The sequence below is a fragment of the Neobacillus terrae genome (assembly GCF_011393025.1).
In the GTDB taxonomy this organism is placed as follows: Bacteria; Bacillota; Bacilli; order Bacillales; family Cytobacillaceae; genus Neobacillus_A; species Neobacillus_A terrae.
This window is the reverse complement of record NZ_JAAOEO010000010.1, coordinates 13,453-36,211: the sequence shown is the minus strand read 5'-3', so window position 1 is coordinate 36,211 and position 22,759 is coordinate 13,453. Positions and strand designations below refer to the sequence as shown.

The 22,759-nt window shown below is 38.1% G+C and carries 25 protein-coding genes; 14 read left to right on the top strand and 11 right to left on the bottom strand.

Annotation, left to right across the window (positions count from 1 at the left end; translation table 11 throughout):
- Window positions 1-2 precede the first annotated feature (2 nt).
- The 5 genes from G8761_RS15220 (at window position 3) to G8761_RS15205 (ending at window position 2,338) form a co-directional block, all read left to right on the top strand.
- On the top strand, window positions 3-506 hold the full coding sequence (locus G8761_RS15220) for an LURP-one-related family protein (RefSeq protein WP_166028142.1): 504 nt from the start codon (window positions 3-5) through the stop codon (window positions 504-506).
- Between the two features lie 16 nt (window positions 507-522).
- Entirely contained in the window at window positions 523-954 is a 432-nt protein-coding gene (locus G8761_RS15215) for an RDD family protein (protein ID WP_166028140.1), read from the top strand.
- Window positions 955-1,068: 114 nt separating this feature from the next.
- Entirely contained in the window at window positions 1,069-1,248 is a 180-nt protein-coding gene (locus G8761_RS27235) for a nitroreductase family protein (RefSeq protein ID WP_243450037.1), read from the top strand.
- Between the two features lie 3 nt (window positions 1,249-1,251).
- Window positions 1,252-1,917 (top strand): nitroreductase family protein, encoded by a 666-nt coding sequence (locus G8761_RS15210; RefSeq protein ID WP_338000972.1) that lies wholly within the window; start codon window positions 1,252-1,254, stop codon window positions 1,915-1,917.
- A 16-nt stretch (window positions 1,918-1,933) separates the two neighbouring features.
- The gene (locus G8761_RS15205; RefSeq protein ID WP_166028138.1) at window positions 1,934-2,338 is read left to right on the top strand and encodes a GNAT family N-acetyltransferase; all 405 of its coding nucleotides are present in this window, start codon (window positions 1,934-1,936) and stop codon (window positions 2,336-2,338) included.
- Here G8761_RS15205 and G8761_RS15200 read toward each other — a convergent pair.
- From G8761_RS15200 to G8761_RS15185, 4 genes are all read right to left on the bottom strand, one after another.
- On the bottom strand, window positions 2,335-2,748 hold the full coding sequence (locus G8761_RS15200; RefSeq protein ID WP_166028136.1) for a ribosomal maturation YjgA family protein: 414 nt from the start codon (window positions 2,746-2,748) through the stop codon (window positions 2,335-2,337). The genes G8761_RS15205 and G8761_RS15200 overlap by 4 nt on opposite strands.
- A gap of 195 nt (window positions 2,749-2,943) precedes the next feature.
- Complete coding sequence (locus G8761_RS15195; protein WP_166028135.1) at window positions 2,944-4,452, bottom strand: glycosyl hydrolase family 18 protein; 1,509 nt, start codon at window positions 4,450-4,452, stop codon at window positions 2,944-2,946.
- A gap of 77 nt (window positions 4,453-4,529) precedes the next feature.
- Complete coding sequence (locus G8761_RS15190) at window positions 4,530-5,171, bottom strand: Ig-like domain-containing protein (RefSeq protein WP_166028133.1); 642 nt, start codon at window positions 5,169-5,171, stop codon at window positions 4,530-4,532.
- Window positions 5,168-5,860, bottom strand: coding sequence for an Ig-like domain-containing protein (locus tag G8761_RS15185; RefSeq protein WP_166028131.1), 693 nt, complete (start codon window positions 5,858-5,860; stop codon window positions 5,168-5,170). Before G8761_RS15185 ends, G8761_RS15190 begins: the two co-directional genes overlap by 4 nt.
- Window positions 5,861-6,125: 265 nt before the next feature.
- Here G8761_RS15185 and G8761_RS15180 point away from each other — a divergent pair, with 265 nt between their 5' ends.
- Window positions 6,126-7,157, top strand: coding sequence for a HoxN/HupN/NixA family nickel/cobalt transporter (locus G8761_RS15180; protein ID WP_243450035.1), 1,032 nt, complete (start codon window positions 6,126-6,128; stop codon window positions 7,155-7,157).
- Between the two features lie 237 nt (window positions 7,158-7,394).
- Entirely contained in the window at window positions 7,395-7,688 is a 294-nt protein-coding gene (locus G8761_RS15175) for a hypothetical protein (protein ID WP_166028129.1), read from the top strand.
- A 283-nt stretch (window positions 7,689-7,971) separates the two neighbouring features.
- Here G8761_RS15175 and G8761_RS15170 read toward each other — a convergent pair whose 3' ends face one another.
- The 6 genes from G8761_RS15170 to G8761_RS15145 form a co-directional block, all read right to left on the bottom strand.
- Window positions 7,972-9,369 (bottom strand): aldehyde dehydrogenase, encoded by a 1,398-nt coding sequence (locus G8761_RS15170; protein ID WP_166028128.1) that lies wholly within the window; start codon window positions 9,367-9,369, stop codon window positions 7,972-7,974.
- 248 nt (window positions 9,370-9,617) lie between these two features.
- A complete protein-coding gene (locus G8761_RS15165; RefSeq protein WP_166028126.1) occupies window positions 9,618-10,688 on the bottom strand; it encodes a sulfate ABC transporter substrate-binding protein in 1,071 nt (356 codons plus the stop codon).
- 29 nt (window positions 10,689-10,717) lie between these two features.
- Window positions 10,718-11,806: a sulfate/molybdate ABC transporter ATP-binding protein gene (locus tag G8761_RS15160; protein ID WP_166028124.1), complete on the bottom strand. Its 1,089-nt coding sequence runs from the start codon at window positions 11,804-11,806 to the stop codon at window positions 10,718-10,720.
- Entirely contained in the window at window positions 11,796-12,605 is an 810-nt protein-coding gene (locus G8761_RS15155) for a sulfate ABC transporter permease subunit (RefSeq protein ID WP_166028122.1), read from the bottom strand. The genes G8761_RS15160 and G8761_RS15155 overlap by 11 nt, the downstream gene beginning before the upstream one ends.
- A complete protein-coding gene (gene cysT / locus G8761_RS15150; RefSeq protein WP_166028121.1) occupies window positions 12,602-13,408 on the bottom strand; it encodes a sulfate ABC transporter permease subunit CysT in 807 nt (268 codons plus the stop codon). The genes G8761_RS15155 and cysT overlap by 4 nt, the downstream gene beginning before the upstream one ends.
- A 496-nt stretch (window positions 13,409-13,904) precedes the next feature.
- Window positions 13,905-15,149, bottom strand: coding sequence for an ATP-binding protein (locus G8761_RS15145; protein WP_166028119.1), 1,245 nt, complete (start codon window positions 15,147-15,149; stop codon window positions 13,905-13,907).
- A 332-nt stretch (window positions 15,150-15,481) separates the two neighbouring features.
- On the opposite strand from G8761_RS15145, the gene G8761_RS15140 reads away from it, so the two are divergent.
- Window positions 15,482-16,045, top strand: coding sequence for a YybS family protein (locus tag G8761_RS15140; protein WP_166028117.1), 564 nt, complete (start codon window positions 15,482-15,484; stop codon window positions 16,043-16,045).
- A 142-nt stretch (window positions 16,046-16,187) separates the two neighbouring features.
- Here the strand turns inward: G8761_RS15140 and G8761_RS15135 are convergent, their stop codons facing one another.
- The gene (locus tag G8761_RS15135) at window positions 16,188-16,898 is read right to left on the bottom strand and encodes an SDR family NAD(P)-dependent oxidoreductase (protein ID WP_166028115.1); all 711 of its coding nucleotides are present in this window, start codon (window positions 16,896-16,898) and stop codon (window positions 16,188-16,190) included.
- Between the two features lie 220 nt (window positions 16,899-17,118).
- On the opposite strand from G8761_RS15135, the gene G8761_RS15130 reads away from it, so the two are divergent.
- From G8761_RS15130 to G8761_RS15105, 6 genes are all read left to right on the top strand, one after another.
- Window positions 17,119-17,607, top strand: coding sequence for an RNA polymerase sigma factor (locus tag G8761_RS15130; RefSeq protein ID WP_166028113.1), 489 nt, complete (start codon window positions 17,119-17,121; stop codon window positions 17,605-17,607).
- Window positions 17,604-19,058: a zf-HC2 domain-containing protein gene (locus G8761_RS15125; protein ID WP_166028111.1), complete on the top strand. Its 1,455-nt coding sequence runs from the start codon at window positions 17,604-17,606 to the stop codon at window positions 19,056-19,058. The genes G8761_RS15130 and G8761_RS15125 overlap by 4 nt, the downstream gene beginning before the upstream one ends.
- Before the next feature lie 237 nt (window positions 19,059-19,295).
- Window positions 19,296-19,718 (top strand): hypothetical protein, encoded by a 423-nt coding sequence (locus G8761_RS15120; protein WP_166028109.1) that lies wholly within the window; start codon window positions 19,296-19,298, stop codon window positions 19,716-19,718.
- Between the two features lie 70 nt (window positions 19,719-19,788).
- A complete protein-coding gene (locus G8761_RS15115) occupies window positions 19,789-20,709 on the top strand; it encodes a 2-dehydropantoate 2-reductase (RefSeq protein ID WP_166028107.1) in 921 nt (306 codons plus the stop codon).
- A gap of 475 nt (window positions 20,710-21,184) precedes the next feature.
- Window positions 21,185-21,907 (top strand): amino acid ABC transporter ATP-binding protein, encoded by a 723-nt coding sequence (locus G8761_RS15110; RefSeq protein ID WP_166028105.1) that lies wholly within the window; start codon window positions 21,185-21,187, stop codon window positions 21,905-21,907.
- Window positions 21,908-21,925: 18 nt separating this feature from the next.
- On the top strand, window positions 21,926-22,717 hold the full coding sequence (locus tag G8761_RS15105; RefSeq protein WP_420800259.1) for an ABC transporter substrate-binding protein: 792 nt from the start codon (window positions 21,926-21,928) through the stop codon (window positions 22,715-22,717).
- Window positions 22,718-22,759: the final 42 nt, after the last annotated feature.

The following is a 22,759-nucleotide window of genomic DNA, read 5'->3' as shown; positions in this document are numbered from 1 at the left end:
GAATGGGTACACAAACTTTATATGTTTCAGATAACTTTTTTTCAGCTGGCAAAACAACTATATATAATAAATCAAAAGAAAAGGTCGGAGAGATTGACCTTAAAAGTGCATTCACGGCTGGGCTGGATGTACTTGATCTTAATGGAAAAATTATTATTAGTGGAAAGTTTGCTTTCATGAGCCGTAAATGGATCATTTCCAATTCATTTGGGGAAGAGATTGGGAGATTGAAAGGAAAGTTAGCATTCTTTGCAAAAAAATATGAGTATCAAACCCAAGATAATCGAAACTTTCACATCGAGTCAGAAGCCTTTTCAAATCTATACATCCTATTTGATGAAAACGAAAATGAAATTGGCCGGTTCGAGAAAATAAGTGGATTTTTTGCATCACCCGCTTTTCAGTTAACCAGCATGGACGAAGGTTTAAATATATTTGAGTTAATAGCGGTAGTTATGGGAGTAAATGCCATCCAAAAAGCAGCCCGGAATAACGCAGCCCAATAGAAAGGGAGATGATATTATGGATAGAAAGCCAGCAGGTTTTGGTATCAGGTTTTTAGCCGACCTTTTAGATTGGTTTATTCTCACCATTCCTATATCCGCAGTGCTTTTCTTGTTAAACGGGGAAAAAGACTTTTATGAGTGGGTTAAGGGCTGGACCTGGCAAATTATTTATACCTTGTACTTAACGTTTGTACCGCTCCTTTGGAGTGGCTATATTATTGGGAAACGCATTATGAAAATAAAAGTAAAACGCTTGGATAATGGGGAATTAACTTTTAAAAATATGTTACTTAGAGAAGTTGTAGGTAAGTTTTTGTTGGTTTGTTTAACAGTAGGTATTTCAAGTTTGGTCAGTGTCTTTATGATTATATTCAGAGCAGATAAAAGAGGTATTCATGATCTATTAGGTGGAACCTATGTTAGCAATGAGCGAAGTAAAGGTGCTTAAATATTGGAAGAAATCTTATTTTCAAGGTAAAAATCAATCACAGCCACGGCGGCATTCTGAAGAACTTTTGCGAGACAAGTACTTATAGAACCTAAATAGAATAGGAAGATTACTGTGAGCATCGAGATTATGAGAAGACGCCAATCCATAAGAACATATGATTCTCAAAATATTTCAGAAACGCATTTGCAATTAATTAAGGATTACATAGAAAGGGAAGCGAATTTCATTGGTCCTTTTGGAAGAAAAGGCCGGGTTGAACTTGTGCAGGTCAATAATAATGTAACCGTTTAAGGAATAAAATTAGACACCTATGGATTTATTGAAAATCCAAGAGCGTATTTGGTTGGCATTACCGAAAATGATAAGTATTCCCTAGTGGAGTTTGCTTACAATTTCCACAAGTTAGTTTTATTTGCAGTGGGTTTAGGAATGGGAACCTGTTGGATGGGAGGCACGTTTGACCGAAATTCGTTTGAGAAGGAAATTACCATAAACTACGGAGAATTCATACCATGTATCACACCAATAGGCTACCCAAAAGAAAAACAGCGGTTGTTCGATAAAGCTGTCCGTGTCGTTGTAAAAGCAGATAATAAAAAATCCTGGGATAAGCTATTTTTTAATACTGAATTTAAAACACACTTAAAAAATGAAAATGCTGGTCAACTGGAAGGTCCTATTGAAATGGTCAGACTCGGGCCTTCTGCATCCAATAAGCAGCCTTGGAGACTTGTATTATCAGAGGACCGGAAAACATGTCATTTTTACATCGAGCATATACCTAACTATAGCTCTAAATTAGGTTATGAAATGCAGCTTCTGGATATGGGAATTGCGATGTGCCAATTTGATACGGCATATACTGAGTTAAATATCAGCGGTAATTGGATAATGGATATTCCTGAATTAGCTCTTCCAAATGAACAAATGGAATATATCGTTAGTTGGCGAGTTTGTTAAGAGAGGAAAGTTACAAATGGAATATAAAAATGTAATCCCAACCAAAGAGGAGTTTTATCAATTATATGAAACTACAGGCTGGAATGCCCGTTACGGATTTACACAGGATGATTTGTTTATATCAATTAACAAGAGCTGGTACCTGGTTTCTGTTTATGATTCTAAAAAATTAATTGGTTTTGGACGAATTGTATCAGATGGAATCTATCAAACATTTATTGGAGATTTAATTATTCATCCGGATTATCAAAAAAGAGGAATAGGGAGCAAAGTGCTAAACCTTCTTATTGAAAAATGCAAATCGAGCGGGATAAAGTGGGTACAGCTTACTAGTGCAAAAGGAAAAGCAGAATTTTATAAAAAACATGGCTTTCAGGAGAGACCTGCTGATGGTCCAGGAATGGAAAGACTTTTATACTAATTACATACTTTAAATGTTCGAAGGATCTTGTCTAAAACGGCAGCCAAAATAATCCCGGCGGTATATCGAAAGAGATCAGCAGTAAGAAATCCTCGCCCCAGGACCAATCCACCAATTATGTTGCCTCTAAGCTGATTTATCCAGTTTCCCTGATACATCTGACTGAATTCGATTCCAAAGCTGAACAGAAAAATGAGCAGGACAGACAAGTTTAGGCTTTTCTTTACTAGGAGGAATCGGAAACCAAAATAGACCATCATTGCCCAAATGGCATCACCGGCGTTCTCCGCGAGAAATTGAGGGAGGAGATAGCTGTATTTACGGGAGGCAAGTCCTAATAAAATGCTTATAAATACTGCTAATATGTAGATAATCCGTAAGTTTCCAGAACGAAAATGAATAAATGTCATTTTAAATCACTCTTTTATTTGAGACTCGATTTAACGGATATCGTATATGACCGGTCTATCGGACATTTAGTAAGGCAGCACAAAATATTTGTCCTAGAGGCCCCGCCCATCACTGGAAGGGATTTTTTCTCTCTTTTAAGAGATCCTCGTATATTCATTATAAACAAAGAGGAGCCAATTTGGCTCCTCTATTACTTATTTTAAATCCGTTGCTACCTGGTTCAGCAAAGTTTCATTAGGATCCTGACTAATCTCCCAAATCATTGCTCCAGCTAACCCTTTTGATTTTATAAAATTTGACTTTAGCTTCATCGACTCAGCATCATCATAGGTGATAAACCTAGAACCATTCCATAAATATGGAACCTGAGATTCGGAATCCCAGCTGCGTATATATCCATTTTTATTAATATAGTCTCTTTCTAAATCACCATAGCTGTCTGAAAAGACGGCGCCAGTATAAGATTGGTGTAATCCATTGTTGGCATCCTCGACGGATTTAAATTCATAGCCGTAAAACGGAACTCCCATAACGAGCTTTGAAGCAGGGACTCCATTGTCTAAAAATAATTGTACAGACTGTGAAACGTTTGGCGCATTTGCCGGTTCAGCCGTGTTCGTGTTTAATGGAGCGTTGAAACCGGTTGTTTTGTCCCAAGGGCCTCGCATATCATACGTCATTAGCTGAACATAATCAACGTTTTTACTTATTTGATCTAAATGAGCGTTTTGAGCAAAATCAGCAGAAGCACCTGCTGCAATCGAAATGGAATATTGTTTACCATCAAGAGCATGCTGCGCATTCAGTTTTTCGCGCACTTTTTGAAGCAGAAGAGCATAGTTCTTAGCATCTACCGACCGATTTACATTTGTTTTTAATCCACCGCCAACTGGATATTCCCAGTCGAAGTCAACTCCGTCAAAGCCATAGGTTACAAGGAACCTTACGACACTATCGGCAAATACGGAACGTGAAGTATCTGTCAAAGCCGCGTCGGAAAACTTATCCGACCATCCCCAGCCTCCAACTGAAATAACTGTTTTAAGATGAGGGAATTTTTGCTTAAGCTTTTTTAATTGATTGAAATTACCTTTAAACGCATCGGAGGATGAATCACCAGGGAATGCTTTTTGAATATCAGCATAAGGATCTCCAACCTGCATCTTCAAGTCATCGCCGATATTAGCAAAAGCATAGTTAATTTGCGTTAGCTTTGACGCGTCAATGTCCGAAACTTGTGAGCCACTATAAGTTGACCAGCCTGCATAATAACCTGCTACTACATGACTCGGTGGAGTGAATGGGAGTGAACCGGTAGACACTTTAAGTTCATTACTTGCCGGCGAAACATTGCCTTTTCCATCCTTAGCGGTAACGTAAAAGGTATGATCAGTATTCGGCTCAAGTCCGCCAACTACAAAATTAGGGCTTGTTGTTTCAGTAATTTTTACATCATCTTGGTATATTTCATAGCTCGTAACACCGTAATTATCGATAGGCTCACTCCATTTTAACGTAATGGTTTTATCCGAGTTTTCCGGAGAGATTATTAAGGGTGCCTCAGGTGCTTTCGTATCCGGAGCTCCTGTTGTAGCATTTACTGCTGGACTAGCTTCGGAAAGGTTCCCAGCAGCATCTTTTGCCTTAACACTTAAGTTATAGTTTGTGTTCGGATTTAATTTATTAATAGTAGTCCGAAGCATTGAAGTGTTTGCTAAAAGTGTGTCACCATTATAAATCTGATAGGTAATATTTGGGCTGATGTTATCATAATTATCCTTTACTGCATCCCATTCAGTTTCATGGCTGTATCTGTAAATGCGGATACAGTTAGATTGGCTGGAGAAGAAGGAGCGATGGTATCAATGGATGCATCAGTAGTTACTTTTAAAGAATTGCTTGCTCCTGAAAAATTCCAACCGCGATCTCTTGCTTTTACTGATAAGCTAAAAGTCTTTCCAGGATTGAGATCTTTTAAAGTTATTGAATCGGTTGCTGATGTACCAATACGTACCAGGCCGTTATAAACTTCATACTCGATAACCCCTGTATTATCTTTTGCGTTATCCCATGCCAGGGAAATAGTCTGATCGGTTTTTCCTGTCATGCGTAAATTAGCAGGAGTCGAAGGTGCTGCTTTATCATTTTGAATGTAAACTTTACGCGACGATTCAGTTTTTTGTCCCAATTTATCATAGGCAATCGCTTTTACAATTTGTTCACCATCCGGAACCCATGGATCTGTAGACCAGGTGATTGTAAATGGTTCTGAAGTTTTTGTTCCAATAAGATATCCACCATTAGCACTGTAAAAATCGACCTTTGAAATCCCTGAATCATCAGTGGCATTCACTGAAAGTTTTACATTTCCACCAACTGATTCTCCATCATAATCCAGTGGAGAAACCTCAATAGGGCTCAAGTTGGTGGTAAATCTTGTACTGTAGGTGAAGTCGATTCATTAAGGATATTGCTTACAGCAGAAAGGTTCCCGGCCCGGTCCTTTGCCTTAACCGACAATTGATAGGTTGTTCCAGGATTTAAATCCTTAAGAGTAAAGCTTGTACCTGTCGAGCTGCCCACTAAAACCTGATCATGATAAATCTCGTAAACCACAACACCAACATTATCCTTCGCAGCAGTCCATTCTAGGGAAATACTATTTGCAGCTTTCCCCGTTGTCTGCAAATTAGATGGAGCAGAAGGTGCTGTTTTGTCATTTTGAATATAAACTTTACGAGACGCTCCAGCTCTTTGCCCAGACTTATCATAGGCAATGACTCTTATCGTCTGTTCGCCATCAGGAACCCAAGGGTCGGTCGACCATTTTATTGTAAATGGTGATGAGGTCCTTGTTCCAATTAAATATCCGCCATTGGCGCTATAAAATTCAACTTTTGAAACACCTGTGTCATCTCCAGCTGTAACGGAAATTTGTACATCTTTTGAAACTGTTGATCCATCACTAGCCAAAGGGGAAACAGCAATAGGGCTAACCCAAGGAGGATTATCCGCGGCTTCTGCACTAGGTGAATACAAGGCAGAATATAGGCCGGCGCAGAGGAATCCAAACGAGAATGGGTACACCATCTTTCGTAATTTATTGACCATTCATCTATCCCCTCTAAAAACTATTAAATTGTATTTGTAAAATAATGTATTACCAAAAATATTATACTATATTGATATAGTTATCACATAAGGTAGATAGTGGGATTAAAGGGACACTAACGCGATATTTGCCATTTTTAAAAAAGGTTTCATCTCCTTTTAATCATGAACATTCTTGGTACTCTTACACTTTAAAAAAAGGTTTTTATTTGGATGGTAAAATTGTTATGATTATAAAAGTGAAAAGCTAGCAGGAGGAATTAGTTTGCAAAAAATTAGAAGGATTTTAAAGATAAACTGGGTCCCGTACGGCTTAGTTGTTCTGTTTTTACACATAGTTGGAATTTCATTTTTATTAATGGGTGCAAAAAATCATTCTTTACTGCTGGGAATGGCTTTTCTATCTTACACCCTCGGATTAAGGCATGCATTTGATGCCGATCATATTGCTGCTATTGATAATACGGTTAGAAAACTCGTTCAGCAAAAGAAAAACCCAATTGGTGTAGGATTCTTTTTCTCATTAGGGCATTCAAGTGTTGTTTTTATCATGGCAGTAGTACTTGCATTTTCTGTGCATTGGGCACAAAGAGAGATGCCGCAATGGCAGGAAATGGGCGGCGAGATCGGAACGATTGTTTCGGGCTGTTTCCTAGTATTTATTGGGATCTTGAATGCTGTTATTCTAGTTGACTTACAAAAGGTTTTTCTTAGAATGCGTAAAGGAACATACAATGAAGAAGAGGTAGAGGAGCTTTTATTAAACAGAGGCTTTGTTGCCCGCTTTGCCGGACCTTTATTTCGGTTTATCAATAAAAGCTGGCATGTTTATCCACTAGGCTTTTTATTTGGTCTTGGGTTTGACACAGCAAGCGAAGTTGCATTACTGGCAATATCCGCTGGTGCAGCCAAAAATGCTTTACCGTTAGTTGGTATACTTTCATTGCCTATTCTTTTTGCTGCAGGAATGAGCTTAATGGATACAGCTGATGGTGTGTTTATGACCAATGCTTATAAATGGGCTTTTTCTACACCATTGCGCAAGGTTTACTATAATTTAACCGTTACCTCTTTATCTGTTATGGCGGCTCTGTTAATAGGCATGATAGAACTTGCCCAGGTTTTCTCTGAAAAGATGAATCTTACCAGTGGGGGATGGCAGTGGATTCAAAACCTTGAAATCAGTTGGATGGGTTATTTTTTAGTTGCTTTATTTTTATTTTCCTGGCTCTTGTCTTATGTAGTATGGAAGGTATTTAAAATTGAAGAACGCTGGAGTCAGAATGCAATAAAGTGACCAAAAGAGTCGTCAGTTATTAAAAAAGGGGCGGTGTTCCGTAACTGTTTCGGATTTGAAAATGTAAATGGTTTTGTGGACCAAATTGCTATGGCAACGATTTGGTCCTTTATTTTTTAGAAGCATTATAAAACATTTTTACTTTGAAGGATTTGTGACCTTTTTTCTTGAATTTCCTTATTAAAACCGAGGAGGTTAGTGTTAGGTAAAAAACCAAAATATAAATGAGGGAAGTAAATGAAGACAAACGAAGAAGCAATTTGGGCAATAATTAAAGATTTTTTTTCTTATGTTAATTACCTCACCCTTTCAAAAGAAGAAAAGACTGAAATTAATATAAATTTAGTTAAAGAAAAATATTGGTTCCAACAATTAGTGATTTCTCAACCATCTTTACTTAAAGTGATAGAACAAGATAAAGAAATTAGGGAATATTTTTCATCGAGAAAGATGGTTAGAAAATTGCTAAAAGACAAGGAAGTACGGCAACGTTTTAAAGGTTTTTTAAACGATAAATTAAATTGTTATTGAGCTAACGTGTCAGCCTAGTTTAAGTGTTATTCTAATTCTTCTTTTTGGGGGGATGAATGGCAATGGTTAAGAAAATTAGTCTTTCAGGGGGTTTTTACACAGATGCGAAAAGGACACTCACAACTTTTAAAAGGGTGATCAGTAAAGTCAATACATTATCTAGTATTGAAAGAGATTTTGTTGTGAAGGATTTCTATTTGCCTTACATTTTTTAAATTTGTGAAAGGTAACAGAACCATCTAGGTATTAGCCCTTTTTGATGCTGTCTGTAAATCTGATCGTTTTATTTCAGCAATCTTCGTATCAAATTTAATTTCTTAACACTGTAAGGCGGGAACAATGTAGTCAAATTGATTCTGCTGCTTTTTTTGAGAATACTTTTTTCATGTGAAAAAGTCTTAAAGCTGTAATGGCCATGATATGCGCCCATTCCTGAGTAGCCAACGCCTCCAAACGGTAATTCAGGATTTGCTAAATGAGTTACCGTATCATTAATGCTCACACCACCGGAGGAAATTTCCGATAAGATCTTTTCTTCCACACGTTTATCAGAGGTAAAAAGGTAAAGTGCCAGCGGTTTGGAGAGCTTGTTAATTGACCTAATAGCCTCATCCAAATTACTATATGTAATTACAGGTAGGATTGGTCCAAATATCTCGTCCTCCATAGATGCCGAGTCCCAGGATGCTTCAATTAAGGCAGGTTCGATATAACGAGTCTCCGGATTCACAGTTCCTCCAAAAATAACTAGGTCCTTGTCTTTATCGAGGATGCTTTTTAAACGGTTAAAATGTCTTTCACTAACGATTCGTCCAAAATCTCGACTGTTTTCAATGTTTTCTCCATAAAATTGTTTAATCGTTTGCTTCATTTCATCGATAAGTTTCTCTTTCACATCCTCATGCACCAATAAATAATCAGGAGCGACACAGGTTTGTCCGGAGTTAAGGGTCTTACCCCAGATAATCCGGCTCGCAGCAACCTTTATATTAGCAGTTTGATCTACGATTACTGGGCTTTTCCCGCCTAATTCCAATGTTACCGGCACAAGGTTTTTAGCAGCAGCCTCCATAACAATCTTTCCGACAGGTACGCTGCCTGTAAAAAATATATAATCAAAAGGCGCATTTATTAAGGAGGTAGTCGTTTCAACACCGCCCTGGACGGATTGAATATAAGATTTATCAAACACCGCTTCTATCATTTCGGAAATGACAGCCGAGACATTCGGCACAACCTCTGACGGCTTTAGTACCACACAGTTTCCTGCAGCAATCGCCCCGATTAACGGTTCAATTAAAAGCTGGAATGGATAATTGAAGGGTCCAATTATCAATGCTGTCCCGTACGGTTCATACATGATAGTGCTTTTGGAAGGGAAGAGCACTAAAGGTGTCTTTACATTTTTAGGCTTTGCCCATTTTCTAAGCCGCTTTTTTGTATGGCCAATGCTGTTGAGAACAAAACCCACCTCCGACGTATACGTCTCAAATGGATGCTTTCCCAAATCAATATGAAGCGCCTCATTAATTTTTGATTCATATTGGATAATACCGGCTCTGAGCTTTTCTAATTGCTCTAAACGAAAATTCAATTCTAAGGTTTGTTTCGTTTTGAAAAAGTCCTGATGTTCCTTTAGTATAGTAACAACCTCTTCAGGTTTTATTTCTTTATTATACATCGCAATCCTCCTAAGAATGAGTTGAAAAATCCCCTTATATACCGAGAATAATACCTTAACTTGGGAGAAATGAAAAATTGAAGCATAGGAGAAAGGGACTTATTCTTAGGAAAAATTGGCATTCACTAAGTCCTTTTGGTGTATGTCTTAGTTTTTCTTATGCTTTCAGAATTTATGGATAAAAATTCTGATAAGCAAAAAAGGCCAGCCTGAAAATCAGGCAGACCTTTTGCTGTAATTATACTTATTCAATTACCTGCAATTATGCTGTCCCAGACTCCGCCTTCCCCATATATATCTTTTTCGGCCTTAGCCCATCCTCCTAAATAACTTGTGTCAAATAAACCACCAGGCTGCTTGTATTGGTCCGCAAACGACTTTGCTACTTCTGAATCAACTGAACGGAAGCCACTTTCAGCAAAAATCTTTTGTGCTTCAGGAGTCCATAAAAACTCCAAAAAAGCTTCTGCCGCTCTTCTTGTACCATGCTTATCGGCATATTTATCAACAACCGCAGCTGGATTCTCAATTTCAGTTGTGTATTTCGGTACGACTTCCTCATATTTCTTTTGAGATTTGATCCGGTCAATCAGTTCATTTTCATAGGTTATGATTACATCTCCAACACCTTTATCAAACGTTGCCATTGACTCCTCCCCACTTTTGTCCAGTGTTTTTACGTTTTTAAAAATCTTCGTTAGCAGTGTCTTAGCCTGTGCCGGATCCTGTTTACCTGTTTTTTCTTCTGCTATTTTCAGTCCTGCACCATAAATGGCATTTACATCCCATTTTGCACCGCCGGAGGTTTTTGGATTTGGAAATAGGACTTGAACGCCTGGTTTTGTTAAATCTGACCAGTCTTTAATACCTTTGGGGTTGCCTTCACGTACACCGAAAGCCGCGATCGATTTTGTAATAATTCCGCCATGGGGAGCATTTTTCCAATCATGATTGATTAAACCCGCTTTGACAATCTTATCGATGTCTCCTTCAAGAGAGAGGGCCGCAATATCAGCTTCAAAGCCATTTGTAATGTTTCGTGCCTGGGCTCCTGAACCCTGGTAAGATTCTTTGAATTCCACATTTTGTCCAGTCTTTTCCTTCCATTCCTTTTGGAAAAGAGGGAAGATGGCTTCAAATTCATCTTTTATCGTGGAATATCCGCCAATCGTAAGTGTAACTGTTTCATTCTTCTTAGGAGCGGATTTGTTATTTTTGGGTGTTGTTTTAGCTTCACTGGAAGAAGAGCAACCACTAATGAAAACAGACATAATTAACGTTAAGCTTGCAAGCAGAGAAGCATGTTTCTTTTTTTTCATTTTTTACACTCCTTTTATTGATAATATTTTTATATAAATACAGGCATTGGGTCGATTTTTGATCGATTTTCCAATACTCTTGTTTCTGAAGGGGTGAAAACGATTAGCTGGTGAATTAAAATGTTAATTTGATCACCGACTTTTAAAAAATGTTCTTTAATAGATTGATAGGTAAACAGCTTTGTTCCATTCGTTAATTGAAATTCAATGAACCAGGAGTCTCCTCTAAAATGAACATGTGATACGACTGCCGGCTCACTGGCACTGGCAAGATAGTACTTATTTTCAGTACGTATTTCAATCCATTCCGGCCTGATATATACTTTCACTTCTGAATTCCTATCTTCACCCCTAAAGTAGCGCGGGAGGTCGGGAAATCCCTGAAGAGAAATAGGGGACGCCAAACTGTTTGATTCACCAATGAAGGAAGCAACAAATGAAGAGGAAGGCTGGTTGTAAATTTCCCAGGGTGAACCTTGCTGCTCAATTCTGCCTTTTTGGACGATGATGATTTCATCCGCGACTTCTATCGCTTCATCCTGGTCATGAGTTACAAAAATGGTTGTGACACCGAATTCATTAATAAGGTTTCTTAGCCAAATTCGAAGTTCTTTCCGAATTTTAGCGTCAATTGCAGCAAAGGGTTCATCAAGTAATAATAGCTGTGGTTCAGGTGCGAGAGCTCTTGCAAAAGCTACTCGCTGTCGCTGGCCCCCAGAAAGCTGGTGCGGATATTTCTTTTCGATTCCTTCAAGTCCCATTATCTGAAGAAGATGAAATACACGTTCCTTAATCACGGATGCTTTTTGTTTTTTCACCTTGAGACCATACGCTATATTTTCAAAAACGGTCATGTGCTTGAACAAAGCATAGTTTTGAAAAACAAACCCAATTTCTCTTGCTTGAATTGATAAAGAATTAGCTAGATTGCCATTAAAGAAGATTTCACCGGAATCCGGCTGCTCAAGACCCGCAAGCATACGAAGCAAAGATGTTTTGCCTCCGCCGCTTGGCCCTAACAGTCCAACCAGATGTCCTTTTTGAATTTTAAAACTGGCTTTTTGGATAGCTATAAAGGACCCAAATTTTTTTTCTAAGTCTTTAACCTCAATGTGCATTTAATTGATCTTCCTTTCTTTTTTTCAGCCAATCCAAAATCAGAAGTACTGTAATGGAAAATAGCCCCAGGAGCAATGCCACACTATAAGCAGCAATCATGTTAAAGTCTACAGAATCCTGATAGACTAATGTGGTGGCGGTCTGAGTCTGATTAAGAATATTCCCTGAAACGACAAGCACCGCTCCAAACTCCCCAACGGATCTTGCAATGGTAAGAATGATTCCGTTATAAATAGCCCAGCGAATAGAAGGCCAGGTGACGAGAAAAAAGGTTCGCAGCGGACCCGCACCGAGTGAAGCGGATGCCTCTTCATAGGTCATTCCCAGCTCCTCCAAAATGGGAACTATCTCCCGAATGACAAGTGGGAAGGTAACGAATATAGTCGCCAGCACCATTCCCGGAAGAGCAAATACAATTTTAATTCCTGCATTTTCAAAAAACATTCCCATAACCGTATTTGGCCCGAAAAGTAAAATGATCATTAAACCGCCAATAATAGGAGAGACTGCAAAAGGTAAATCAACCAAAACATTAATGAGCGGACGAAGCCATCTTGATATCCAGGTTCCCCGAATCATTTCTATCGAGAGCAGAATCCCGATTATGGTGTTAATAACAACGACGATCATGACAATAATGAAACTAACCTTTAGAGCATGAAGCGACTCAGGGCGCTGCAGAGCTACCAAAAACGCGTCTGCTCCCTGGTCAAATGCACCTAATACGATGCTGAGAAAAGGGAGGAAAAGTATCAGGAAGAGTATTAGTATTGTCATAGAAATAAAGAGTCTTCTCATATTGTCCTTCCCTTCCATTTTTGAAGAAAATTAGCCAGCAACAACACAACTAACGAAAAAGTAATCAGTACGACAGAAACAGCAGCTGCCCCCTGGGTGTTATAGTTTTCGATTTCACCATAAATGTAGACAGACGCAACCTGTGTCTTGCCAGGCAGATTGCCAGAAATAAGTGATATGGCACCGAATTCCGCCAGGGAACGGGAAAAGGTAAGCATGCTGCCAGCTATGATTCCCGGAAAAACGGCAGGAAGAGTAATTTTAAAGAAAGTAAAAGCCTTTCCGGCACCCAATATAAAGCTGGCTTGCTCTTCAAAAGGATCTAATTGCTCAATCATCGGCTGTACCGTCCGGATGACAAAAGGCAAAGTAATAAAAATCATGCCGATGACAATGGCCGATTCATTGTATAAGAGGCTAATTCCAAATGATTCAAGCCATTTTCCAAAAGGACTTGTCGGTCCCAACAGGGTAAGCAGCATTAATCCCGAAACGGCTGTAGGCAGGGAAAAGGGGAGATCAATAAGACTATTTAACCATCTACGACCCCAAAATTTATACCTGACCAATACAAAAGCTATAAATGTTCCGAGAAAAGCCTGAATGAAAGTTGTTAAAATACTAAGCTTCAGCGTTAAAATAATAGCCTTCCAGGCAATAATTCCGGTAATTTCTTTCCAAAAAGGGTCCCAGCCAAGGGAAAAACCCTTTAAATATACAGCTGAAATTGGCATTATTACCAGAATAAAAAGATAGCTGACTAATATGGACCTCAAAGCCAGTCGAGAACTAAGTTCTTTCATATCAACACTCCAATTGTAAGTAATCCACCCTTTATAGTAGGAATTAAAACGATGCCGATCCTTAAAAAATAAGAGAAGAGCAGAGTTTTTTAACTATTGCAAAAACTATCGCGATAAAAAAACCAAACCTACCGTTTTTCGGATTAGCCCAGCTTTATATCAGGATTCCACTTCCAGCAAGCTGCCTAGCGGAATTAATTTTTGTTTTATCCAGAGTGAATTTTCCACCCGCAATGACACATTAACAGCATAATCTAAAAATATGTTTTCCCAATATTTCTGCTCCTGTACAACAGAGGGGGGAATAAAATTTTAAAAAATCACTCCCTACGCTTGAAAAAAATAAAGACACCTAGACCATTTTGGGGTCAGGTGCCTTTGGTTTTCCAATCAGCAAGTAAAATTATGAAAGTAACCCAATAATAACCAAACTATTCCTATGAGTCAAGTGGGTTTTAAAAATAATTTAAAAAGGAAGCTTGCTTCAATCATTTTGTTAATCCACAAAAGCGGGGAAAGTAACCAGAAACTCTGTTCCTTTACCTATTTCACTATTTATTTTTATCATTCCTTTTAATTGCCTGATGATGCTAAAAGATACCATGAGTCCAAGACCCGTTCCTTTTTTACCTTTAGTTGAATAATATGGCTCGCCTAAACGACTTAATTGATCCGAGGTCATACCTGTTCCAGTATCACAAACCCAAATTTTAATTTGATTTTTCATTAAATATGTGTGAATTCTAAGATTCCCGCCAAGGGGCATAGCCTCAATACAATTTTTCATTATGTTTAGGAAACATTGGCGAAATCGGTTCTTATCTCCAACTACATATCCACAATCAGTCATTTCAGTAATGATTTCGACTGAATTCATGTTAGCCAGAGGCTTCAGGGAGTTGAGAACCTGGATAAGCTCATCCCGAACTTCAAATATTTCAACGGTTTTGATAGAGGGGCGTGCAAATGTTAAGTAACTTTTGATTACATCCTCAGCAGCGTCAAGTTCAGTTAATGCTGTGTTAATGTATCTCCTAGTTGGATCCTGGATGCTTTGATCCTCTGATGCAAGTTGTAAAAACCCTTTAACAGCAGTTAATGGATTTCTTACTTCGTGTGAAATGGCAGCACTCATATGACTGGCTAATTCTATTTTTTGGGCTTTTACCATCTGCTCGCGAAAAAACTCATTTTTTTTCATTTCTTCTATTAAATAAGACATCATGCATATCCCAATATATTGAGTGAAGGTGGTAATTAAAACCACTTTTAGCTCAGACAATGAGTGACCCAATTTCAATAAGTTAATAAAAATCATTGCGCACATTATAGTGACACTGGTTAAAGACACGTATAGACGTTTTCTAGCATTTTGTTTTAGAAACCAAGGATGTGCAAGCCATAAAAAAATAGCTAATGCACCATAGATAGGAAGAACGGGCCAAGAACCGGGGTTAAATCCATAAAAAAGCCATCTAAAGAGCAGAGAAGAAATAGTCAAAAACGGACCAAAACCATAATAAAGTCCACCTATTATAATAGGGATTTGTCTCAAGTCTACCATTACTCCAGATACTTCAGTGGAAAAAGAGAGACAGACCAAGACGGACAAAAAAAGACCGAAAGCCGTGAGAAAACGTCGTGCGGTCTCCTTATTGTAACGCTCAGACCAAAGATTAATGATAAACATTAGAAGTAATATAAGTGAAAGATTGAAAAACAAATCTTTTATCAGGTCCACAAGTTCCACCATCCGCTATCAGAAATTACTATTAGTTTATTACTTTACTAACTATTCGACAATGCCGATTTTTCACAAAATTATAAATAGGAAAGTTTTATTGGCTGCAAATCTTTTATTGCTGTAAGTTTGCTCCCTCTGTAGTAAGAATTGTAATCATCCGGAAACCTTGGAATATGCTATTAAAAATAGATGAGAAGAGCATAACCCACTGAGGATTATGCTCTTACCTTTTTAATTTTTTCATTGCTAATTTTCAACAAAAGTTCCGAGGCGTGGTGTTTTAATAAATTGAATTATAACAATACTACCTTTTGGAAGAGGGTGTGACATTGTATTTTTTTAAATCCATTTTTGATGATGTTCGGATAGCCCAATGTACATTTCAAAAATATTCAATAACGAAAAGGCTTGTTATAGGATCCTTTTTTTCTTGTATGGCGGCTGTACTGCAGTCATTTGGCGGTTTTCTGCCTGGAATAGGTTATCTTATTAGCCCACTGGCGACTGCACCCATTCTTATTTGTTCCATGTTTTCCTTTCCTATTGGGGCAATGGCTTATTTACTGACAAATGCGCTTCTGTTCATTCTTCAGCCAAGTGAACTCCTCGTGTTTCCCTTTACTACAGGATTATTAGGAATTGGAGCAGGAGCAGCTTTTTTATTTTTCAAAAAGAGATTGAGTATTATTGCAGCAAGTGGAACCGCCTTAACGTTAGGGATTATGATTCTCCTGTACCTTTTCCACTTTCCTGTCTTAGGACCGGTTGCTTCTGATTCATTTTCCATTAATACAGCAGGCAGCATTTTTATTTTTGCTTTCTTTTATAGCTTGCTATGGGTAGAGATTGGATTGTTCTTTTTTAAAAAAATTAGTGCGATTATACCTTCGTAATTTTCCATTACCTATATTCGGTACAGCCCGTATGTTTTTCCCGCCCCTATAATTCGACGATTAAAAGACCAAATGTTTAGCTCAACATTTGGTCTTTTATTTTAAGTTTATTAAATTCAGGTTCATATGAATTTATTGTTTATTACCAAGGAATAATCCCGTTCTTGTCGAGTATTTTCCCGTTATAATTTGTTTCGCTTAATGCATATTCCGTGATTATTTGAGCTGCCTCGGCAGTTGTCTTACCGCCCGGCGCATTTCCGTTTAAATCTGTAGTTGTAAATCCAGGGGTAACACCAAAAATTTCAGGACCCTTATTACCAAATTCCTTACCAAAGGCCAGTGTTAAAGAATTAACACCTGTTTTTGATGAATTGTAGCCTAATGCATTGATTGGAGCAGTCTGACCATTATCAAACATGGTTTGTGAGGCCATATCGGTAGTGACGTTAACTATTTTTCCGCGTTGTGCTTTCTTAACTAGAGGTAAAAAGGTTTGAATGATTTGGAATGTGCCAAAAAAGTTCACTTCAAAGACTTGGCGCAGTGTTTTCAAATCTAATTCACTAGGTTGAGACTGATGGTTGTGGGAGATTCCCGCGTTATTTATAAGTAAATCTAACTGGTCTGTTTCTTTGAGTATTTCCTCTAAGGAATTTTGAATAGATTGTGTGTCCGTAAGATCAATTTGAATAAAAGAAACATTTGAAAATCCTAAAGCTTGTACTGCTTTTTCCCCAAGTTCTTTATTCCTGGCTCCTAAAAATACCTGATAACCTTTTTCAGCTAAATGGTGGACAATTTCATATCCAATCCCTTTATTCGCTCCTGTTACAAATGCATATTTTGTCATTGTAAATTCCTCCTATTATTCTATTGTAAGGATACACATTCAATCGTATACAATGTCAAATATTTCGTCTGTTAAGGATTGGGTTTAATATTCTTTTATCAAGGGTTAAAAGTGCCCATCAACAAAAATGGAAAAGCCTCCGAAATAAAAGAAGAAGGTTTTAAAATTCTTTGTAACCTTTTCCATTTTCATTTGTCATTAACAGAGGGAGGAGAGAGACATGTCAGATCCACTTGAAGAAATGTATCAAACATATAGAGATCCGGTATTCCATTACCTCCGCAATATGTGCCGCAGCCAGGCCGTTGCGGAGGAATTGACGCATGATACGTTTATTAAAGCCTTCAAGGGATTTGGACGGTTTCGGGGCGAGTCTTCCCTTAAAACATGGCTTTTTAAAATTGCGAGGAACACTTATTTGAATAATGCCAGGAAATTTTCACAACAGAATGAGATCTTTTATGCTGAACCGGAGCTTAGGGCAAGCGCCATATCAAGGGATTTGGAAACAAAAATGATAATAAGGCAAACATTCCAAAAACTGACTGAAAAAGAAAGGTCTCTTTTAACATTGAGGGAGCAGGGCTTTTCACTAAACGAAATTGCCAATATCATTGATCAATCTGAAGGAAATGTTAAGGTTGGGATTCATCGTGCAAAGAAGAAATTCAAGCAATTTTATCTTGAAGGGGAGGAGGACGAAAATTGAAACTAAAATGCAGCCTTGTTGAGGATATATATCCTTTATATGAAGAGAATGAATTAAAGCCGGAAAATCGCCTTGCAGTTGAAGAACATTTAAAGGCATGCAGCCACTGCAGTGAATTATACCAAAAAGGCATCGGCTTTACGGATCTTCCTATTAGATTAGAGGAAGAGAAACTACCGAAGGAAGCGGATGACCGGATTCGACTTCGTTTCAGACTGAGTAGGATGAAATGGATAGCTGCCATGTTAGCATTGGTTATTATCGTTACTGCTATAAATCAGTATGCTGACAATCGTGAGAAAGTAGCTGATCATTTGAATCAGATTTATCAATATGGCGAGACACTTAAAGATATTTCTCATAATCCTTATGATAATGAATTCAGCAGAGAAATGTTATCGTATTCGGCCTCAGATATAAGTGATTTAGACAATGAATTAAACTGGATTGAAAGGAGCCAATATAAAAGTACTATTCTGGTAAATAGCCAAGAGTTGGATGAAATGTCCAGGATACTAAATGAACGATATAACCAGGGATTAACTGATGAAACAGACCGTAAAACAATAGAGCTTTTTCAAAAACAGTCTCGAACTCTTTTTAAAATGACAGAGAAGGAATATAGAAAATTTCATCATGGATATAGTTCTTATTTTGAAATATTAGATATAGCAGGAGTTTCAGCATCTATTGATAAAATAAATGAGCTCACTTATTTCTATAATCGATACCATAAGCTGCCTAATGAGATGCAGTTAATCAAAGAGAATGGGTTAAAAGAGAAAATAAGAAAAGTATTTCATGACAAAGACGCCAAAGTAGTATTAGAAAAAACAATCCCGTCAAATGATGGATATGGAGTTTATCATTTTGAGCTGAAACATAGCGGAAAAGATTATGATGGTGAAATTGACGGTTTTACGGGATTTATTATTTCTGCCGATAATATTTCACATAGTTTAAATGATAAGAAGCCTATGAATGTGAATGTCTTGATGAATAAAGCAGATAAAATGCTTAAAGCAATTTACGGGGAAAAGAGTCATTTTAAAATCGAGAGAAACACCGAAAGCCCAGATGAACCAAACATTTTTAGATTCACCTACATTCCTGTTACGGGAGAAAATAAGCTGCTGGAGCCTATGGGAAGTAACTTTACTATTGAACTAGATGCCGGAAGCGGAGAGTTTTATCGTTTATCTGGAAAGCCTGCCTTGCAATCAAACGAGTTTTTCAATAAAGATTATAAGGAATTATTAAATCAGGCAACAATAGCTACAAAGGCTGCAAAAATTACAGGTAAAAAAGCCAACGCAATAAGGAAGGGTATTATTTACTCCCCGATTTCCGCTGACTACGTCCTGGTCTATATCTTTGAAGGAAAAGAAGAATGGGTTTATATTAATGCAGCAACAGGCGTAGTAGAACGACCTTATGTACCAATCCATTAACCAAGTGTTCTTTCATGACGGACCAAATCACTTAATGAAATTCTAAAAAAGTCTTTCATCCCCTCTATAAAAGACCAAACCTTTTAATAAAACGCTCAAAGTGTCCTTCATCAACTCTACCGGATACCAGAGCGTTTTTCTTTGCGAAAAAATTGTTTCAAATAAAAAAAGAAGAAGGGCATTAGGATTTTTTGAGGAATTAGTAATCTAATAAAGTTTAAAAAGCGAGGTAAAGGAATGACACAATCTTTATTGGATGATTTTAAAAAGTTTCTTTTAGGATATAGAGCTTCCTGGAATAGTTTAAATGCGACAAGTATGTCCTTTCACTCTTCAAAAGATTTAAAAGTCAGGTGGGCTGGACCAGAAGCGCTCACATCCGATTGGGGATATAAAGAAGCAGCGGAAGGCTGGAAACAGGCCTTTCAAATGTATGAAGGAAGAAACCCAAAGTGGCACTTTGAGGATGTTTTAGTTGAAATCAATAACCAGCAAGAAGGGGTCGCTGTCTTTTGGGTAAGCTTTGAAGTAGACGGGAAAATGACAGAGGTAAAATTACTTTTTGTAGAAAGTTTCCGTAAAGAAAAAGATGAATGGAAAAAAATCAGAGAATACGTTGAAAACAGTTTTAGTGTCTTTTCTTCGATCCTCAATCGTTAACAGAGTTCTAATGACCATCTTATTCATAGAAAAATCAGTGTCATTTTTAATTTAAAAAGGAGGAAATTGAGTGAAAATCTTAGTTGTCGGTGCAGGAGCTATTGGAGGATATTTCGGTGGCCGCCTTGTAGAAAAAGGGGAAGATGTAACATTCCTGGTGAGGGAAAAAAGAATGCAGCAGCTTGATCGTGATGGTTTGATTGTTGAAAGTGTTAAGGGTGACTTCAAATTAAAACCAAAGACTTTACTAAGCGGGGAAGAGGCCGGGGATTTTGATGTAGTTCTTTTAACACCAAAGGCTTATCAGCTCGAGGGTGCAATAGAAAGTGTGCGGCCCTACGTTGGTGAGGACACAATGGTTCTCCCTTTATTAAATGGTATTGCTCATATGCCTAAGCTCAAGGCTGCTTTTGATAGGGACCAAGTTATCGGTGGTTTGTGTTTTATCGAAACCACACTTGATGAGGGGGGCAAAGTTATACAGACTAGTCCTTCTCATGAATTGGTTTTTGGAGAACTTTCCGGCAAAAAAACAGACAGGATTCTTAGGCTGCAGGAGGCCTTCTCAGGAACGAAATCGGACTTCCGACTGTCGGACAATATTGAACAGGATATGTGGCATAAGTACTTATTTATAGTTACTATGAGCGGGGTCACTTCCTTATACCGCTCGCCAATCGGCCCTATCAGGGATCAGGAATTTGGAATTGAAACTATTAAAAACGTTTTGAAGGAAACAGCTACGATTATGCGAGCTGTTGGTGCACCCATCGCCGACGAAATTGAAGCAGCACAATTTAACAGGATGAATGAACTTAGTTATGGAATGAAGTCATCTCTTCAAAGAGATATGGAAAAGAATATATCAATTGAAGCTGACCACTTTTTTGGGTACCTATTAGAAAAGGCGAAAGACAAAGATATAGAACTACCTGTATTAACCGCCATCCACGCGAATCTGAAAATATATGAAAATGGATTAAAATCTTAATAAGACGAGTCTATTTGTAGTACCGGGGAATTCCCTCGGTGCTTTTTTATCGTTTAGAAAGTTACCGATTTTTAACTTGTGGATCACACTGAACTAGGATATTGTAATCTAGCTTCAGCGCCCAGCCACTCCGGGTCATAAGCCAAATCACTTCAGAAATCAGGACAAGGAAAAGCTTCGGAAGCATCCGCATCGCACGAAGGAAAAGCTTTAGCTTTTCCGAGGATGACTACGTGATTCGTCTTATGCCTGTTGGAGGCCCACAGGACGTGGGTCAGAAAGGCGTTGCCACAGGACGTGGCGTATTTAGCCTTTCATCATCTGAACAGGGCGCTTGCGCTTTTTGTTCCTTGGAATAGACTCCGGAGCAATTCTATATCTCTATAAAAAAAGTCATTATATGAAAATCCATCCATAAAATAAAGTAAGAGACTTTTTGTTATCTTACTATTTTTCGAACTGGGAGGTGGAAGAGTTGATTGAAATTAAAAACCTAAATAAGTCATTTGGTTCTCACAAAGTCCTTAAAGCTATTGATTTAACAGTTAAGGAAAAAGAAGTGGTTGTCATCATTGGGGCGAGTGGTTCAGGCAAAAGTACCCTTCTTAGATGCATTAATTTTCTTGAATTATACGACCAAGGAGAAATCCACTTGCAAGGACAGAATATTGAACCAGCTAAAACGAACCTTAACAAAATAAGAGAAGAAGTAGGAATGGTTTTTCAGCATTTTAATTTATTTCCCCATAAAACGGTCCTTGAAAATGTAATGGAAGCACCTATTCATGTCAAAGGATTGGACAAGGCGGAAGCTAAGAAAAAAGCACTTGCACTACTTGAAAAGGTAGGGTTAAAGGAAAAATCAGCTGTCTATCCTGATATGCTTTCAGGCGGCCAAAAACAGCGGGTAGCTATTGCCCGCGCCCTTGCAATGGAACCGCGGATCATGCTGTTTGATGAACCAACCTCTGCCCTTGATCCAGAGTTAGTTGGTGAAGTTCTTCAGGTAATGAAACAATTGGCAAATGAAGGCATGACAATGGTGGTGGTTACGCATGAAATGGGATTTGCACGGGAGGTAGCAGACCGGGTTGTCTTCATGTGCGATGGAAATATTCTTGAGGAAGGCCATCCGGCTGAGTTTTTCAAAAATCCAAAGCACGAAAAAACAAAGCAATTTTTAAGCTGCATTCTTTAAAACAAAGGGGGAGTTAACGTGAATAGAAGATATTCAATCAGTTTATTTGCACTTGTCCTAATGTTATCTATATTCCTGGCAGCCTGTGGTTCTAAAAAAGAAGGCAATAGTGCAAAAACATCCGACCAGAAGGAATTCCGGTATGGAATGAGCGGTTTGTTCAAGCCTTTTAATTTTAAAGAAAATGGAAAGCTGACTGGATTTGATGTAGAAATTGGCCAAGCCATAGCCAAAAAAATGGGTATGAAGCCTGTACCGGTGACGAACCCTTGGGAAACGATGATTCAGGGTATGCTGGCAAAGAAATATGATGCCATTATTGGCAGTATGACCGTTACAGAGGAGCGGCTGAAAACAGTTAATTTTAGCAATCCTTATTACCGTTCAGGTTCCCAGGTATTTATTATGGCCGATAACAAAAAACTTACCTCGGTCTCCGATTTAAAAGGAAAAAAGATTGGGGTAGTAAAGGAAAGTCCATACGGGGATACTGCCAGAACTCTTACCGATTCCGACAAAGTGGTTGAGTATGATAGTGATTTAACTGCTTTAATGGATCTCCCAACAGGAAGGCTCGATGCTGTAATTACGGATCAGATGGTGGGCTTCAGAGTAATAAAAGAGAAGGCTATTCACATAAAAGATCTTGGAAAGCCTTTGTCACAGGATAATCAGGCTATTGCAGTTCGTAAAGAGGATAAGGCACTCCTCGAGAAAATTAATAAAGCTCTTGATGAAATTATCAAAGATGGAACTTATGACAAAATCAGCGACAAGTGGTTCGGCAGAAATATCCTAGAACAGAAATAAGAAAATAAGGGTGTCTATTTAGGCACCCTGTTAATTTAATAG